17 protein-coding genes and 1 pseudogene are annotated in these 13,599 nt (G+C 58.3%); 13 read left to right on the top strand and 5 right to left on the bottom strand.

What is annotated here, in order from left to right; translation table 11 throughout:
* Positions 1–92: 92 nt before the first annotated feature.
* The 7 genes from ACXX9E_RS27710 (at position 93) to ACXX9E_RS27740 (ending at position 4,945) form a co-directional block, all read left to right on the top strand.
* Positions 93–662, top strand: a complete 570-nt coding sequence (locus ACXX9E_RS27710; RefSeq protein WP_458556517.1) for an Rnf-Nqr domain containing protein — start codon at positions 93–95, stop codon at positions 660–662.
* Positions 659–1,873, top strand: coding sequence for an electron transport complex subunit RsxB (gene rsxB, locus ACXX9E_RS27715; RefSeq protein WP_458556518.1), 1,215 nt, complete (start codon positions 659–661; stop codon positions 1,871–1,873). Before ACXX9E_RS27710 ends, rsxB begins: the two co-directional genes overlap by 4 nt.
* Positions 1,860–2,843 carry an RnfABCDGE type electron transport complex subunit D gene (locus ACXX9E_RS27720; protein ID WP_458556519.1) on the top strand — a complete coding sequence of 328 codons (984 nt, stop codon included), beginning with the start codon at positions 1,860–1,862 and terminating at the stop codon, positions 2,841–2,843. Before rsxB ends, ACXX9E_RS27720 begins: the two co-directional genes overlap by 14 nt.
* Positions 2,840–3,445, top strand: coding sequence for an RnfABCDGE type electron transport complex subunit G (locus ACXX9E_RS27725; RefSeq protein ID WP_458556520.1), 606 nt, complete (start codon positions 2,840–2,842; stop codon positions 3,443–3,445). Before ACXX9E_RS27720 ends, ACXX9E_RS27725 begins: the two co-directional genes overlap by 4 nt.
* The gene (locus ACXX9E_RS27730; protein WP_458556521.1) at positions 3,442–4,023 is read left to right on the top strand and encodes an Rnf-Nqr domain containing protein; all 582 of its coding nucleotides are present in this window, start codon (positions 3,442–3,444) and stop codon (positions 4,021–4,023) included. Before ACXX9E_RS27725 ends, ACXX9E_RS27730 begins: the two co-directional genes overlap by 4 nt.
* The gene (gene nth, locus ACXX9E_RS27735) at positions 4,020–4,658 is read left to right on the top strand and encodes an endonuclease III (protein ID WP_123466244.1); all 639 of its coding nucleotides are present in this window, start codon (positions 4,020–4,022) and stop codon (positions 4,656–4,658) included. The genes ACXX9E_RS27730 and nth overlap by 4 nt, the downstream gene beginning before the upstream one ends.
* Before the next feature lie 107 nt (positions 4,659–4,765).
* Positions 4,766–4,945, top strand: coding sequence for a PA3496 family putative envelope integrity protein (locus ACXX9E_RS27740; protein WP_123466242.1), 180 nt, complete (start codon positions 4,766–4,768; stop codon positions 4,943–4,945).
* Positions 4,946–5,031: 86 nt separating this feature from the next.
* Here ACXX9E_RS27740 and ACXX9E_RS27745 read toward each other — a convergent pair whose 3' ends face one another.
* Positions 5,032–5,658, bottom strand: a complete 627-nt coding sequence (locus ACXX9E_RS27745; RefSeq protein WP_123466240.1) for a response regulator transcription factor — start codon at positions 5,656–5,658, stop codon at positions 5,032–5,034.
* A 469-nt stretch (positions 5,659–6,127) separates the two neighbouring features.
* Between ACXX9E_RS27745 and ACXX9E_RS27750 the strand changes: the two are divergent.
* Positions 6,128–6,400: pseudogene (locus ACXX9E_RS27750) on the top strand (hypothetical protein); the annotation flags it as partial.
* A 114-nt stretch (positions 6,401–6,514) separates the two neighbouring features.
* On the top strand, positions 6,515–6,844 hold the full coding sequence (locus ACXX9E_RS27755) for a hypothetical protein (RefSeq protein WP_458556624.1): 330 nt from the start codon (positions 6,515–6,517) through the stop codon (positions 6,842–6,844).
* A 131-nt stretch (positions 6,845–6,975) separates the two neighbouring features.
* Here the strand turns inward: ACXX9E_RS27755 and ACXX9E_RS27760 are convergent, their stop codons facing one another.
* Both ACXX9E_RS27760 and ACXX9E_RS27765 read right to left on the bottom strand, forming a co-directional pair.
* Complete coding sequence (locus tag ACXX9E_RS27760; RefSeq protein ID WP_027612065.1) at positions 6,976–8,193, bottom strand: argininosuccinate synthase; 1,218 nt, start codon at positions 8,191–8,193, stop codon at positions 6,976–6,978.
* Positions 8,194–8,322: 129 nt separating this feature from the next.
* Entirely contained in the window at positions 8,323–9,231 is a 909-nt protein-coding gene (locus ACXX9E_RS27765) for a flagellar protein MotY (RefSeq protein ID WP_123466236.1), read from the bottom strand.
* A 160-nt stretch (positions 9,232–9,391) separates the two neighbouring features.
* Between ACXX9E_RS27765 and pyrC the strand changes: the two genes are divergently transcribed.
* Complete coding sequence (gene pyrC, locus ACXX9E_RS27770) at positions 9,392–10,438, top strand: dihydroorotase (protein ID WP_123466234.1); 1,047 nt, start codon at positions 9,392–9,394, stop codon at positions 10,436–10,438.
* Positions 10,435–11,109: a ribonuclease T gene (gene rnt / locus ACXX9E_RS27775; protein WP_095136951.1), complete on the top strand. Its 675-nt coding sequence runs from the start codon at positions 10,435–10,437 to the stop codon at positions 11,107–11,109. The genes pyrC and rnt overlap by 4 nt, the downstream gene beginning before the upstream one ends.
* Positions 11,110–11,183: 74 nt before the next feature.
* On the opposite strand, the gene ACXX9E_RS27780 is transcribed toward rnt, so the two are convergent.
* Positions 11,184–11,786: a peroxiredoxin gene (locus ACXX9E_RS27780; RefSeq protein ID WP_007953195.1), complete on the bottom strand. Its 603-nt coding sequence runs from the start codon at positions 11,784–11,786 to the stop codon at positions 11,184–11,186.
* A 313-nt stretch (positions 11,787–12,099) separates the two neighbouring features.
* Here ACXX9E_RS27780 and ACXX9E_RS27785 point away from each other — a divergent pair, with 313 nt between their 5' ends.
* Both ACXX9E_RS27785 and bfr read left to right on the top strand, forming a co-directional pair.
* Positions 12,100–12,318, top strand: coding sequence for a bacterioferritin-associated ferredoxin (locus tag ACXX9E_RS27785; RefSeq protein ID WP_093430580.1), 219 nt, complete (start codon positions 12,100–12,102; stop codon positions 12,316–12,318).
* 202 nt (positions 12,319–12,520) lie between these two features.
* Positions 12,521–12,994: a bacterioferritin gene (gene bfr / locus ACXX9E_RS27790; RefSeq protein ID WP_123466230.1), complete on the top strand. Its 474-nt coding sequence runs from the start codon at positions 12,521–12,523 to the stop codon at positions 12,992–12,994.
* Between the two features lie 200 nt (positions 12,995–13,194).
* On the opposite strand, the gene grxD is transcribed toward bfr, so the two are convergent.
* Positions 13,195–13,536: a Grx4 family monothiol glutaredoxin gene (gene grxD / locus ACXX9E_RS27795; RefSeq protein WP_016773402.1), complete on the bottom strand. Its 342-nt coding sequence runs from the start codon at positions 13,534–13,536 to the stop codon at positions 13,195–13,197.
* Between the last annotated feature and the right edge of the window lie 63 nt (positions 13,537–13,599).

Below are 13,599 nucleotides of genomic sequence, written 5' to 3' on the forward strand. Positions count from 1 at the left end.
CCTGTGGGATTTTTCATATCTGGCCCCCCCTTCGCGGGTGCCGGATAATGCCTAACCTTAAGTGACACCCGCCCGTTGCTGCCGGCAGAACCATGACCGAACTTGCGCTTACGCTGATCAGTGCCGCCCTGCTCAACAACTTCGTGTTGCACTGGCCGCTGGGCGTCGATCCGTTGCTGGCGGGCAGTCGGCGCCAGCTGCATGCGCTAGGGCTGGCGACGTTCTGCCTGATGCTGAGCGCCGGCGTCATCGGTTACGGGATCTGGCACTGGCTGCTGGTGCCGCTGCAACTGCAGGCCCTGCACCTGTTCGTGTGCTTGCCGCTCAGCGTGCTGCTGATCGCACCGCTGCTGAAACTGTTGGCGCGTGCGCTGCCCGACTGGCCGTTCGACGGACTCTGGCCGTTGTTGCTGGGCAATGCCGGCGTGCTCGGGCTGGCCTTGCTCAATACGCAACAGGATCGCGGCCTGCTGCCGGCAACGGCGCTGAGCCTTGGCGCCGGGTTGGGTTTCTGGCTGGTGCTGAGTCTGTTCAGCGACTTGCGTGAACGCACCGCCGACAACGACATTCCCCTGCCCTTTCGCGGGCTGCCGATCGACCTGATCGGCGCCGGATTGATCGCAGTGATTTTTCTCGGATTCAGTGGACTGATTAAAACATGAGTCTGATTCAACTCATTGATGCCCTCCTGCCGCAGACCCAGTGCGGCAAATGCGGCCACCCCGGCTGCAAGCCCTATGCGCAAGGCATCGTCGAGGGCGAACCGATCAACAAGTGTCCACCGGGCGGCGACGAAACCATCGCGGCGCTGGCCGAACTGCTGAAGGTGCCGGCGCTGGAGCTGGACGTCAGCCGTGGTTCGGCACCGCCCCAAGTGGCGTTCATCCGCGAAGCCGAGTGCATCGGCTGCACCAAGTGCATTCAAGCCTGCCCGATCGACGCCATCGTCGGCGCCGCGAAACTGATGCACACCGTGCTGATCGACGAATGCACCGGTTGCGACCTGTGCGTGGCGCCGTGCCCGGTGGATTGCATCGAAATGCATCCGCTGCCGCCAGGCACGCTGCCGGTGGTGGGAGGCCTGGCCCTCAACCTGGAAGAACAACGCGCACGCGCGGCCAAACGCGATCATGCGCGCCAGCGTTTCGAACGACGCAACGCCCGCCTGCAACGCGAAGAACAACAGAAACAGGCTGAGCGCGAGGCCCGTGCGCAACGGGCGACGCAACCGGCGGTGGCTACCCTCGATCCGGTGCAGGCGGCTCTGGAACGGGTACGCGCGCAGAAAGCCGCGACCGCCGACGCCGCGCTGAAAAAAGCCAAGATCGACGTCGCCATGAGCCGCGCGCAATTGCACAAATCGCTGAAAGCCTTCGGCCATCCACCGACGTTCGAGCAGCAGTCACAACTGATCGTGTTGCAACAGCAATTCGAAGCCGCCGAGCAGGCGCTGGCGAAACTCGAAAGCAACGCTCCCGGCGCTCCAACAGCGGTGGCCCCGGCCCCGGCGAAAGACGCAGACCTGAAACGGGCAAAAATCCAGTTGGCCATGCACCGCGCCGAACTGAAAAAGGCCCAGACTGCCGAAGCGCCGCCAGAGCGGCTCGCCACGCTGGAACAGGCCTTGCGTGACGCAGAGCTAGCGCTTCACGCTGCCGAAGCCGCCAGCGAGCAACCGCTGCCTGACCTCGTGCGCGTGGAAAAACGTCCGATCGACAGCCAGTTGCGCCAGTTGAAAACCGAACTGGCCTACGCCCGCGCCGACCTGAGCAAGCTCGAACGCCGCGCCGACACGCCCAGCGACGCCCTCGACAAGGCCCGCGCCCGTCTGCAGGACGCCGAGCGTCAGGTACACGATCATGTTGCCCCGTGAAGCACCGGATGATCGCCTGCAACAGGCGATGAAGCTGGTGCTGCTCGCTACGCTGCCGGGGCTGCTGGCGTTGTTCTGGCTGTACGGCTGGGGCGTGCTGATCAATCTGCTGCTGGCGGTAGCCACCGCATCACTGGTCGAGGCAAGCGTCAGCCGCCTGCGCCGACAACCGCTGCACCCGACGCTGAGCGACGGTAGCGCATGGGTCAGCGCGACATTGCTGGCGCTGGCCCTGCCGCCTTATTGCCCGTGGTGGCTGACCGTGACGGCGATTGCTGGCGGCTTGCTGTTCGGCAAGCACCTGTACGGTGGCATCGGCAAGAATCCGTTCAATCCGGCCATGCTCGGCTTTGCGCTGGCGATGGTGCTGTTCCCGCAGCCGATGACCCACTGGCCGGCGCACGGGATGAATCTGCTGGCAACGTTTGAACAGGTCTTCAACACGGGTCAGGCGCCGGACGCCTGGGTTCAGGCCACCGCGCTGGACAGTCTGCGTATCAACAAAAGCCTGACCATGGATGAGCTATTCGCCGCCAACCCGGCGTTCGGCCATTTCGGCGGGCGCGGCGTGGAGTGGGTCAATCTGGCGTTTCTCGCCGGCGGGCTGCTGCTGTTGCAACGTCGGGTGATCGGCTGGCAAGCACCGGTCGGCATGCTGGTCAGCCTGTTTGTCATCAGCCTGCTGTGCTGGAACGGTTCGGGCTCCGACTCCCACGGCTCGCCGCTGTTTCATCTGCTGAGCGGCGCGACCATGCTCGGTGCATTTTTCATCATCACCGAACCGGTGTCCGGGCCAAAAAGTCCGCTGGCCCGGCTGTTGTTCGGCGTCGGTGTCGGACTGCTGACCTACCTGATCCGCACTTGGGGCGGCTACCCGGATGGCGTAGCGTTTGCGGTGTTGCTGATGAATCTCTGTGTGCCGGCCCTGGAGCGTTTTGCCGCCACTCGCCAGGCGCAGGTGCATTCATGAACCGCGCGGCCTCTGTCATCACACTGGTGCTGATCGCCAGTGTTGGTCTCGGCCTGACTTATGAGGTGCAACGCAGCAGTGCACCACAGATTGCCATCGAACAACGTCTGCTCGACAGTCGCAAACTGTTGGATCTGCTCGCCGCGGATGCCTACGACAATCAGCCTCTGGAACAGCCAATGGCGTTGGCGGATAAGACGTTAAGCCACAGCACGCTGTTGACGGGTTACCGGGCAAGCAAAGCCGGGCAGCCGGTGGCGGTGCTGTTGCGCACGCAAACCGAGGGCTATGCCGGCGCCATCGAATTGCTCATCGCGATTGATGCCAATGGCAGACTGCTGGGTGTTAAAACCCTGCGGCAACATGAAACGCCAGCGTTGGGCGGGCATGTCGGCGACTGGCCGAACACCTGGCTGGCTGGGTTTTCCGGGAAATCACGCAGCGCTCCCGACGACACAGGCTGGGCCTTGAAAAAGGATCAGGGGCAGTTCGATCAACTGGCGGGCGCGACTATCACCTCCCGCGCCACCGTCCATGCCATCCATGACGCCCTGCGCTACTTTGATGAGCACCGGGCAACCTTGCTGGGGGGCGCACCATGAACCGGCCGACGAATCTGAGCAACGCCTTGCTGCTGGCGCTGCTGCTGGGTACCAGCGCCACACTGGCCGGCGCGCTGGGCATGTTGTTGATGTCGAGCGTTGTCACGACGGCTTACGCGGTGTGCATTGCTCCATTGCGCGCTCGACTGTCTGACAGCGGTCTGTTGCTGGCCAGCCTGCTGCTGGCCGCCACCCTGACCAGTTGCGCCAATATCCTTGGGCAGTGCTGGGCGTTGCAGTGGCACCAGGCACTCGGGTTCTATAGCGGGCTGATCGCCTTGCAATGCGTGGTGCTGGAATACAATGGTTTCTTTCATCAGGCGCGCACCGAACGCCTGAAGTTTTTTGGCCTCTCGAGCGGGCTGCTACTGACGCTGGCGGTACTGCGTGAGCTGCTCGGTCAGGGCCATCTCGGTCGTGGTCTCTCAGAACGCTGGCAAGGCCTGGTTCTGTTCAACGAAGGGCTGCACCTGTTCACCCTGGTTCCCGGCGCCTTCATATTGCTGGGGCTGCTGTTGGCTGCCCGCCAGGCTTTGACTCGCTCGAACGCTCTCTCCAAGGAAACACATCACCCATGAATGCCGCAAAACGCCTTGAGATTTTTCGTCGACTGCATGAAGACAATCCCGAGCCGAAAACCGAACTGGCCTACTCCTCGCCCTTCGAATTGCTGATTGCGGTGATTCTGTCGGCGCAGTCGACGGACGTTGGCGTGAACAAGGCCACGGCCAGGCTCTTCCCCGTTGCCAATACCCCGGCAGCGATCCACGCCCTGGGTGTCGAAGGGCTGTCCGAATACATCAAGACCATCGGCCTCTACAACAGCAAAGCCAAGAACGTGATCGAGACCTGCCGCATGCTGGTCGAACTGCACAATGGTGAAGTCCCGCAAACCCGTGAAGAGCTGGAAGCCCTGCCCGGCGTGGGCCGCAAGACCGCCAACGTGGTGCTCAATACCGCTTTTCGGCAATTGACCATGGCGGTCGACACGCACATTTTTCGTGTCAGCAATCGCACCGGCATCGCTCCGGGGAAAAATGTGGTTGAGGTGGAAAAGAAGCTGATGAAGTTTGTACCCAAAGACTACCTGCTGGATTCTCACCACTGGCTGATTTTGCACGGTCGCTACGTGTGTCTCGCCCGCAAGCCGCGCTGTGGCAGTTGCCGGATCGAAGATCTGTGCGAGTACAAACACAAAACATCGGACGATTGAGTGGCTATTGGTTTTACTGATTCACCGATTGAAAAAATCTTTTTTACCCACAGCAGGAATGTCGATATAAGGAGCGCCAAAGGCAGTCTTAGCCTGGAGTTAACCTTATGACTGACAGTAAAGAACAACTGGATGTAGATGACGAATTTACTGCTGCGGAAACCGACGACACCGAACCGGTGGTCGAGGTCGCCAAAACCAATCTGAGCAAACGCCGCACTATCGACAACCTGCTTGAGGAGCGCCGACTGCAAAAGCAATTGGCTGATTACGATTTTGATCTCTGACATTTGAGAGCCTCCCGATACGGAGGCTTTTCATTTTCTGCGACTCGCTGAATTCGATCGGCCCATGATCACGTCAGTGACGCCACTCAGACAAGTCCGTTACGCTGCGCCAACTCGATCAGATCGACCAGTGAGCGGGCATTGAGCTTGAGCAACAGGCGGGTCTTGTAAGTGCTCACCGTCTTGTTGCTTAAAAACATGCCATCGGCAATTTCCTTGTTGGTCTTTCCCCGCGCCAACTGTTGCAAGACCATCATTTCCCGACCGGACAGGCGATCCACCATATCGGCTTCACTGGCGTTGCCCAGACTGGTGCGCACGGTGTGCAGCGCCTGATTGGGAAAATAGCTGTAGCCCGACAACACTGCCTTGATTGCACTGAGCAACTCGGTGAGGTCCTGCTGTTTACACACATAACCCGCCGCCCCCGATTGCATGCAGCGCATTGAAAAGTGTCCGGGTGCCTGTGACGTCAATACGAGAACCTTGACAGGCATGGCCGTTGAAGTCAGGCGCGCGATAACTTCCAGGCCATCAAGTTTCGGAATACCAATATCCAGAATGACAATATCCGGCATCTGGTCGCGAGCAAGTTGCAATGCATCCACACCGTTATCAGTTTCCGCGATGACTTCATAGCCATGACGTTCCATCAGCATACGTACCGCAAGACGAATGACGGGGTGATCATCCACGATCAGCACTTTATTCATGGGCAAGTCCAGTTTCGCTGTTCGAATTTTTTGAACACGCACAATATCCCAGCCACTTGTCCCGTGGCATGCCAAGTTTCACACGCACTTGCATCCAGAGACATTCCCTACAGCCAATGAGGATAAATCCCACAAAAATCCTTTCCTCATCTAAAAATCCGACGCCTCAACGGACACTCTCGGCTTGAATCTGTAACGGCGTGCGCTGCTTGCCAGCCAGCGCTGCGCTAGCAACGCGAGCGTCTGTCGTGGCAGGCATCACACTCCGCATCGCAGCATATAGAAATAAAAAGTTATGGTGCCCGCCACTTAAAACAGCCGCGTATCGTCAATAACTTACAAACATTCAGAGCACGGGTATTTATACTTCGGAAAATAATTTTGTTATAACCAAGAGCAAGCCCTTGCAACAAAAAAGCCGCCAACAACTCACAAAACAATGAAAACCTACAACCACAAGAGCACGATCATGTTAAAAATCAAGAGCAGAATTACCAACCCGATGACGGTCATCGCTATATTCGCAGCCATTTCGGAAACATCGGCTGCTGTGTCCCTGCCATTTCTTGGCAATGAAGATCGTGAGTTTTACGTGTGATTTCTCGTCATATTCCCGTTCTACTTGTTATTTCTTTTCTTTCTGACTTTAAACTTCAACCACCGCTCACTGTATTCCCCATCCGACTTCAATAAAGATGAAAGCTTTTTAAAAGCCATAGAAAACAGCGAGCGCAACTCCAGACGAAATCCATCTTCGCGAGAACTGCGTGCCCAAGGTATTTCAGGGTTTTCAAGTTGCATACTGTCCGGTCACCCTCAAACCAGCCCATGCAAGGACAAGTGCAGAGCCCACAACGTGGCCGATCCGCCGTCAGGTGACAGCGTATCCTCGGGACCTGTTGTTCAGCACATCATTCAGTTGACCACGGCCCTACGCAGCCTGCACATGATCGACATACGGAATCTCGACACGACGAAAGAGATCACGGCGATTCTGGAAAAAATCCACCACACCGACAAAAAAACCGACCGGGTCATCGTCCTTATAAGCAATCATGTGTCGGATGTTTTCCTGACACAAAACGCGTTACTGCCGATCAAACCGGCGAAGAAGGACACGGGCGCGACGCCCTATATTGTTTACAACGTGTGCTCACAAGCGATCACGCTGTTGGGGCGGGTTTGAAGGATGGAGCACGTCCATTGCGAGAGTGCGCCAGAGATCGCCCGATACGCGCAAGACACAGCATTCAATAAAAAAGGCGGGCCTGTCTTAACGACAAGCCCGCCTTTTCATTGCACAGCGTTCTGAAAGAATCAGAACAACTTGCGACCCTTGTTGGCCGCAATGCGCATGCGCAGCGCGTTGAGCTTGATGAAGCCCGCCGCGTCGGCCTGGTTGTAAGCACCGCCGTCTTCTTCGAAGGTCGCGATGTTGGCATCGAACAGCGAATCGTCGGACTTGCGGCCAGTCACGATGACGTTGCCCTTGTACAGCTTCAGACGAACCACACCGTTCACGTTGACCTGCGAAGCGTCGATCATCTGTTGCAGCATCAGACGCTCAGGGCTCCACCAGTAGCCGGTGTAGATCAGGCTGGCGTATTTCGGCATCAGCTCGTCTTTGAGGTGAGCGACTTCGCGGTCCAGGGTGATCGACTCGATGGCGCGGTGAGCGCGCAGCATGATGGTGCCGCCCGGGGTTTCGTAGCAACCACGGGACTTCATGCCGACATACCGGTTTTCGACGATGTCGAGACGACCGATACCGTGAGCGCCACCGATCTTGTTCAGCGTTGCCAATACGGTGGCCGGGGTCATTTCGACGCCGTCCAGCGCAACGATGTCGCCGTTACGGTAGGTCAGTTCCAGGTATTGCGGGGTGTCGGGAGCCTTCTCCGGGGAGACGGTCCAGCGCCACATGTCTTCTTCGTGCTCGGTCCAGGTGTCTTCCAGCACGCCGCCTTCATAGGAGATGTGCAGCAGGTTGGCATCCATCGAGTACGGGGATTTTTTCTTGCCGTGACGCTCGATCGGGATCGCGTGCTTCTCGGCGTAGTCCATCAGTTTCTCGCGGGACAACAGGTCCCACTCACGCCAAGGAGCAATCACTTTCACGCCTGGCTTGAGTGCGTAGGCACCCAGTTCGAAACGCACCTGGTCGTTACCCTTGCCGGTAGCGCCATGGGAAATGGCGTCGGCGCCGGTTTCGTTGGCGATTTCGATCAGACGTTTGGCGATCAGCGGGCGTGCGATGGAAGTACCCAGCAGGTACTCGCCTTCGTAAACGGTGTTGGCGCGGAACATCGGGAACACGAAATCACGCACGAACTCTTCGCGCAGATCGTCGATGTAGATTTCTTTGACGCCCATGGCCTGAGCCTTGGCGCGGGCCGGCTCGACCTCTTCGCCTTGACCGAGATCAGCGGTGAACGTCACCACTTCACAGTTATAAGTATCCTGCAGCCACTTGAGGATCACCGAAGTGTCCAGGCCGCCGGAATACGCCAGAACGACCTTGTTTACGTCCGCCATGCCATCACTCCACGGGGTTCTACGGAAAGCCGAGGAGTCTACCGCTCAAACGCGATAATTTACAGAGGCGCGACAGCTTAAGACGACAAAGCGACAGATTCTGTCGAGAGCGCGACGATGACCGGCGGGTCAGGAAGTTGCTGCAGTGCTGGCTGGCGTGCTGGCCTGGGGCGCCGGTACGGAGGGCGTTGCCACCCGGGCCAGTTTCACCGCTACCCGACGATTCTTCGCCCGGTTGGCCGCATTGGTGTTGGGCACCAGCGGGTATTGCTCACCGTGGAACCGCACGGTGATCTGCGATTCGGCGATGCCGTTGGCCTTGAAGAAATCCACCACCGCCAATGCGCGACGACGCGACAACTCGCGATTGGTCAGGCGGTTGCCGCTGTTGTCCGAATGGCCATCGAGCTCGATGTGATTGACCGTCGGATCAGCCTTCATGTACTCCAGCATCACTTGCAGCTTGGCCTTGGCAGCAGCGTCCAGATCCGTGCCTTCGCCGGGGAAGCCGATCTGCGACTGCTTGATCTGATCGAAATTCTGCGGCAGCAACTTCGCCACACAGGTCTGGTAGTCGTTGAACGCCTTGCTGAACTTGACGGGCAGCAGGCGCACTTCAGACACCCGGCCATCGCCGGACGCACGGCGCACCACCGGGCTGCGACCGTCGAGCAAACCGTTGATCAGCCCGCCGGCCTGAGACTGCGAACTGTTGAACAGCACGTTGCCAGTTCCGATCCGGACGCTGCCCAGATAGATGTCGTTACGCCCCGGCTGCCACGGCGCGGCCGCCGCGAGCAAGGTCGCCGAACCGCCGCCGAGCATGGCGTTGTAGGCATTCAGACGAAAAATCGCCTGCTCGCCGGCCTTGCGCACGAACTGGCCCGAGCCGAAATCGGTGATCGGCTGGGTCAGACGGCACTCGAACTTGTCACCCTCGACCGTCCACTCAATGTTCTCCAGACGCGTCTGGTAGGTGAGCGCCATCGCGGGGAGGCTGGCAAACACACTGAGCAAGGCTAAATATCGCTGGCGCACGGGAGGCTCCATTGGCTTCTGTAACACAAAGACCGATTCACACTATGTTTACGGCATACCTTCGGGATATCGGAAGGTTCCGGCAAAACTTGATAGCGAGTGCCTGCAAGAGTCTTTTCCGGTAGCATTCCCCTCAGTTTGACCCGCCTGGAATTCCCTCATGTCCGACCGCCTGACCCTGCTGCGTCCCGACGACTGGCACATTCATCTTCGCGATGGTGCCGTGTTGACCAATACCGTTGCCGATGTTGCGCGCACCTTTGGCCGCGCAATCATCATGCCCAACCTGGTACCACCGGTGCGCAACGCCGCTGAAGCCGACGGCTATCGCCAGCGGATTCTCGCCGCCCGCCCGGCCGGCAGTCGCTTCGAACCGCTGATGGTGCTGTACCTCACCGACCGCACCCAGCCCGAAGAAATTCGTGAAGCCAAGGCCAGCGGTTTCGTGCATGCCGCCAAACTGTACCCGGCCGGCGCGACCACCAACTCCGATTCCGGCGTAACCAGCATCGACAAGATCTTCCCAGTGCTGGAAGCGATGGCTGAAGTCGGCATGCCGTTGCTGATCCACGGTGAAGTCACGCGTGGCGATGTCGACGTCTTCGACCGCGAAAAGATTTTCATTGATGAGCACATGCGCCGTGTGGTCGAGCGTTTCCCGACGCTCAAAGTGGTGTTCGAACACATCACCACCGGCGACGCCGTGCAGTTCGTCAACGAGGCTTCGGCCAACGTCGGCGCGACCATCACCGCGCATCACCTGCTGTACAACCGCAACCACATGCTGGTGGGCGGAATTCGGCCGCACTTCTATTGCCTGCCGATCCTCAAGCGCAATACGCACCAGGAAGCCCTGCTCGACGCCGCCACCAGCGGCAGCGCAAAGTTCTTCCTCGGCACCGACTCGGCGCCGCACGCCCAGCACGCCAAGGAAGCCGCCTGCGGCTGCGCTGGCTGCTACACCGCGTACGCCGCCATCGAGTTGTATGCTGAAGCCTTCGAACAGCGCAATGCGCTGGACAAGCTCGAAGCCTTCGCCAGCCTCAACGGCCCGCGCTTCTACGGCCTGCCGGCGAACACCGACCGCATCACCCTGGTTCGCGAAGAATGGACCGCCCCGACCAGCCTGCCGTTTGGCGAGCTGAACGTTATCCCGCTGCGCGCCGGTGAAAAACTGCGCTGGCGCCTGCTGGAGGAACACGCGTGAGTGAAGACCATTTCGACGATGAACTGGACGGTCAAGGTGGCGGCGGTTCCCGTCACCCGATGGCAGCACGCTTTCGCGGTTACCTGCCGGTTGTCGTCGACGTAGAAACCGGTGGCTTCAACTCGGCCACCGATGCGTTGCTGGAGATTGCCGCGACCACCATCGCCATGGATGAAAAGGGTTTCGTTTATCCGGATCACACCTACTTCTTCCGTGTCGAGCCATTCGAAGGCGCCAACATCGAAGCGGCGGCGCTGGAGTTCACCGGGATCAAGCTCGATCACCCGTTGCGCATGGCCGTCAGCGAAGAAACCGCGCTGACCGACATCTTCCGTGGCATTCGCAAGGCATTGAAGGCCAATGGCTGCAAGCGGGCGATCCTGGTCGGCCACAACAGCAGCTTCGACCTTGGCTTCCTGAATGCGGCCGTTGCGCGCCTGGACATGAAGCGCAACCCGTTTCATCCGTTCTCCAGTTTCGACACGGCAACACTGGCCGGTCTGGCTTACGGTCAAACCGTATTGGCCAAGGCCTGTCAGGCGGCCGATATCGACTTCGACGGTCGTGAAGCGCACTCGGCACGTTACGACACCGAGAAAACCGCTGAACTGTTCTGCGGGATCGTAAACCGCTGGAAACAGATGGGCGGCTGGGAAGACTTCGACGACTGATCCTCGTCGGGCAAATCCCGCACACAAAAAAACCGGCCACGCAGGCCGGTTTTTTTGTACCTGAACGTTGCGCCTTACAGGGCAGCAGCGTTCTCGGTCAGGTAAGCCGCAACGCCTTCTGGCGAAGCGTTCATGCCTTTGTCGCCTTTCTTCCAGTTGGCAGGGCAGACTTCGCCGTGCTCTTCGTGGAATTGCAGAGCGTCAACCAGACGGATCAGCTCTTCCATGTTACGGCCCAGCGGCAGGTCGTTGACGATCTGCGAGCGGACAACGCCCTTGTCGTCGATCAGGAACGCGCCACGGAAAGCCACACCGCCTTCGGATTCAACGTCGTAGGCTTTAGCGATGTCGTGCTTCATGTCGGCAGCCATGGTGTATTTCACCTGGCCGATGCCGCCATTGTTGACCGGGGTGTTACGCCAGGCGTTGTGGGTGAAGTGCGAGTCGATCGACACGGCGATCACTTCAACGTTGCGTGCCTTGAAGTCAGCCATGCGGTTGTCCAGAGCGATCAGCTCGGACGGGCAGACGAAGGTGAAGTCCAGTGGGTAGAAGAACACCAGGCCGTATTTGCCTTTGATGGCCGAGGACAGGGTGAAGCTGTCAACGATCTCGCCATTGCCGAGTACGGCCGGGACGGTAAAGTCAGGGGCTTGTTTGCCTACGAGTACGCTCATTGATATCTCCTGGTGTAAAGACTTGAAGTTCAGGGTCCGGGCCAGCCTGCCACCCTCAGGCGACAGCCCTGTGACACGAACCCCCTTCGCAAGGGCCGACCATCATACACTGCGTTTTTGGCCTGTCCTCAACGGTTTTTAGCGAAAGCGGATAATGGCGCTGCATTTCCGGGGCCAGACAAATCGCCATTAATCACCGTTCGTCAGTCATCCGCATTTCCAGTGAAAACCATTCAGAAAGCACTTTGACAATCATTCTCGTTAACATTAAGATCCATCGCAATTGAGTCACAACCAGCGACGGTTCTCACTTATGTATGTTTGCCTCTGCACTGGCGTCACCGACGGACAGATCCGCGATGCGATCTATGAAGGTTGCTGCAGCTACAAAGAAGTCCGCCAGGCCACTGGCGTCGCCAGCCAATGCGGCAAATGTGCGTGCCTTGCCAAGGAAGTCGTTCGCGAAACCCTGACCAAGCTGCAAACAGCCCAGGCTGCGATCCCCTACCCTGTTGAATTTACAGCGGCATAATCACTCCCCTATTTCGAAAAACCGGACATATGTCCGGTTTTTTTATGCCTGCAAATCAATCGGTTAGGCGCTAGACGCGGAACACAAACATTCTTATTCAGATTTAATTTCATTTATTATTCAATAACTTAGGTTTGACACTTATAAATACCAAGCTCAAACTCCGCCTTATATACAGCTATTACAGGGCAGGACTCCCATCATGAAAGGCGACATTACAGTCATCCAGCATCTCAACAAGATCCTTGCCAATGAACTGGTCGCGATCAATCAGTACTTCCTGCATGCGCGCATGTATGAAGATTGGGGCCTGAACAAGCTGGGCAAACACGAGTACCACGAGTCCATCGACGAGATGAAACACGCGGACAAGCTGATCAAGCGCATTCTGTTCCTGGAAGGCCTGCCGAACGTGCAGGACCTGGGCAAGCTGCATATCGGCGAGCACACCAAGGAAATGCTGGAGTGCGATCTGCGTATCGAAAAGACCGGCCACGCCGATCTGAAAGCCGCCATCGCGCATTGCGAAACCGTGGGCGACTTTGGCAGCCGTGAACTGCTCGAAGACATTCTTGAGTCCGAAGAAGAACATATCGACTGGCTGGAAACCCAACTGGGCCTGATCGATAAAGTCGGTCTTGAGAACTATCTGCAATCGCAGATGGGCGAAGAGTAAGTCAGCGTCCGCTGAACTCGCGACACTAAAAAGCCCCGCCCTCTTTCGAGGCGCGGGGCTTTTTTATGCCTGATGCGATGCAGGCAACACCACGAATCACATGCAGGAGTGAGCCTGCTCGCGATGGCGGTGTGTCAGCCGATACTTCAATAACTGACAGAACACTATCGCGAGCAGGCTCACTCCTACACAAAAGCGAATCAGGCTTCGGACTTGTTCGCAGCGGCTGCTTCAACAGCTGCCTTGATGGTGCTTTGCAGCGAACCGTCTGCAGCCATCTCGGTCATGATGTCGCTACCGCCGACCAGTTCACCGCCGACCCACAGTTGCGGGAAAGTCGGCCAGTTGGCGTACTTCGGCAGATTGGCGCGGATTTCCGGGTTCTGCAGGATGTCCACGTACGCAAATTTTTCGCCACACGCCATCACAGCCTGCGCAGCTTTTGCGGAGAAGCCGCACTGCGGGGCATTCGGCGAGCCTTTCATGTAAAGCAGAATGGTGTTGTTGGCAATCTGCTCTTTAATCGTTTCGATGATATCCATGGAGCACCTCGGCTGAACTTTCCGACTCATGGGTCGGCACGGTGGCGCATTGTAACGGAATCC

The sequence above is a fragment of the Pseudomonas sp. GNP014 genome, from assembly GCF_054344005.1.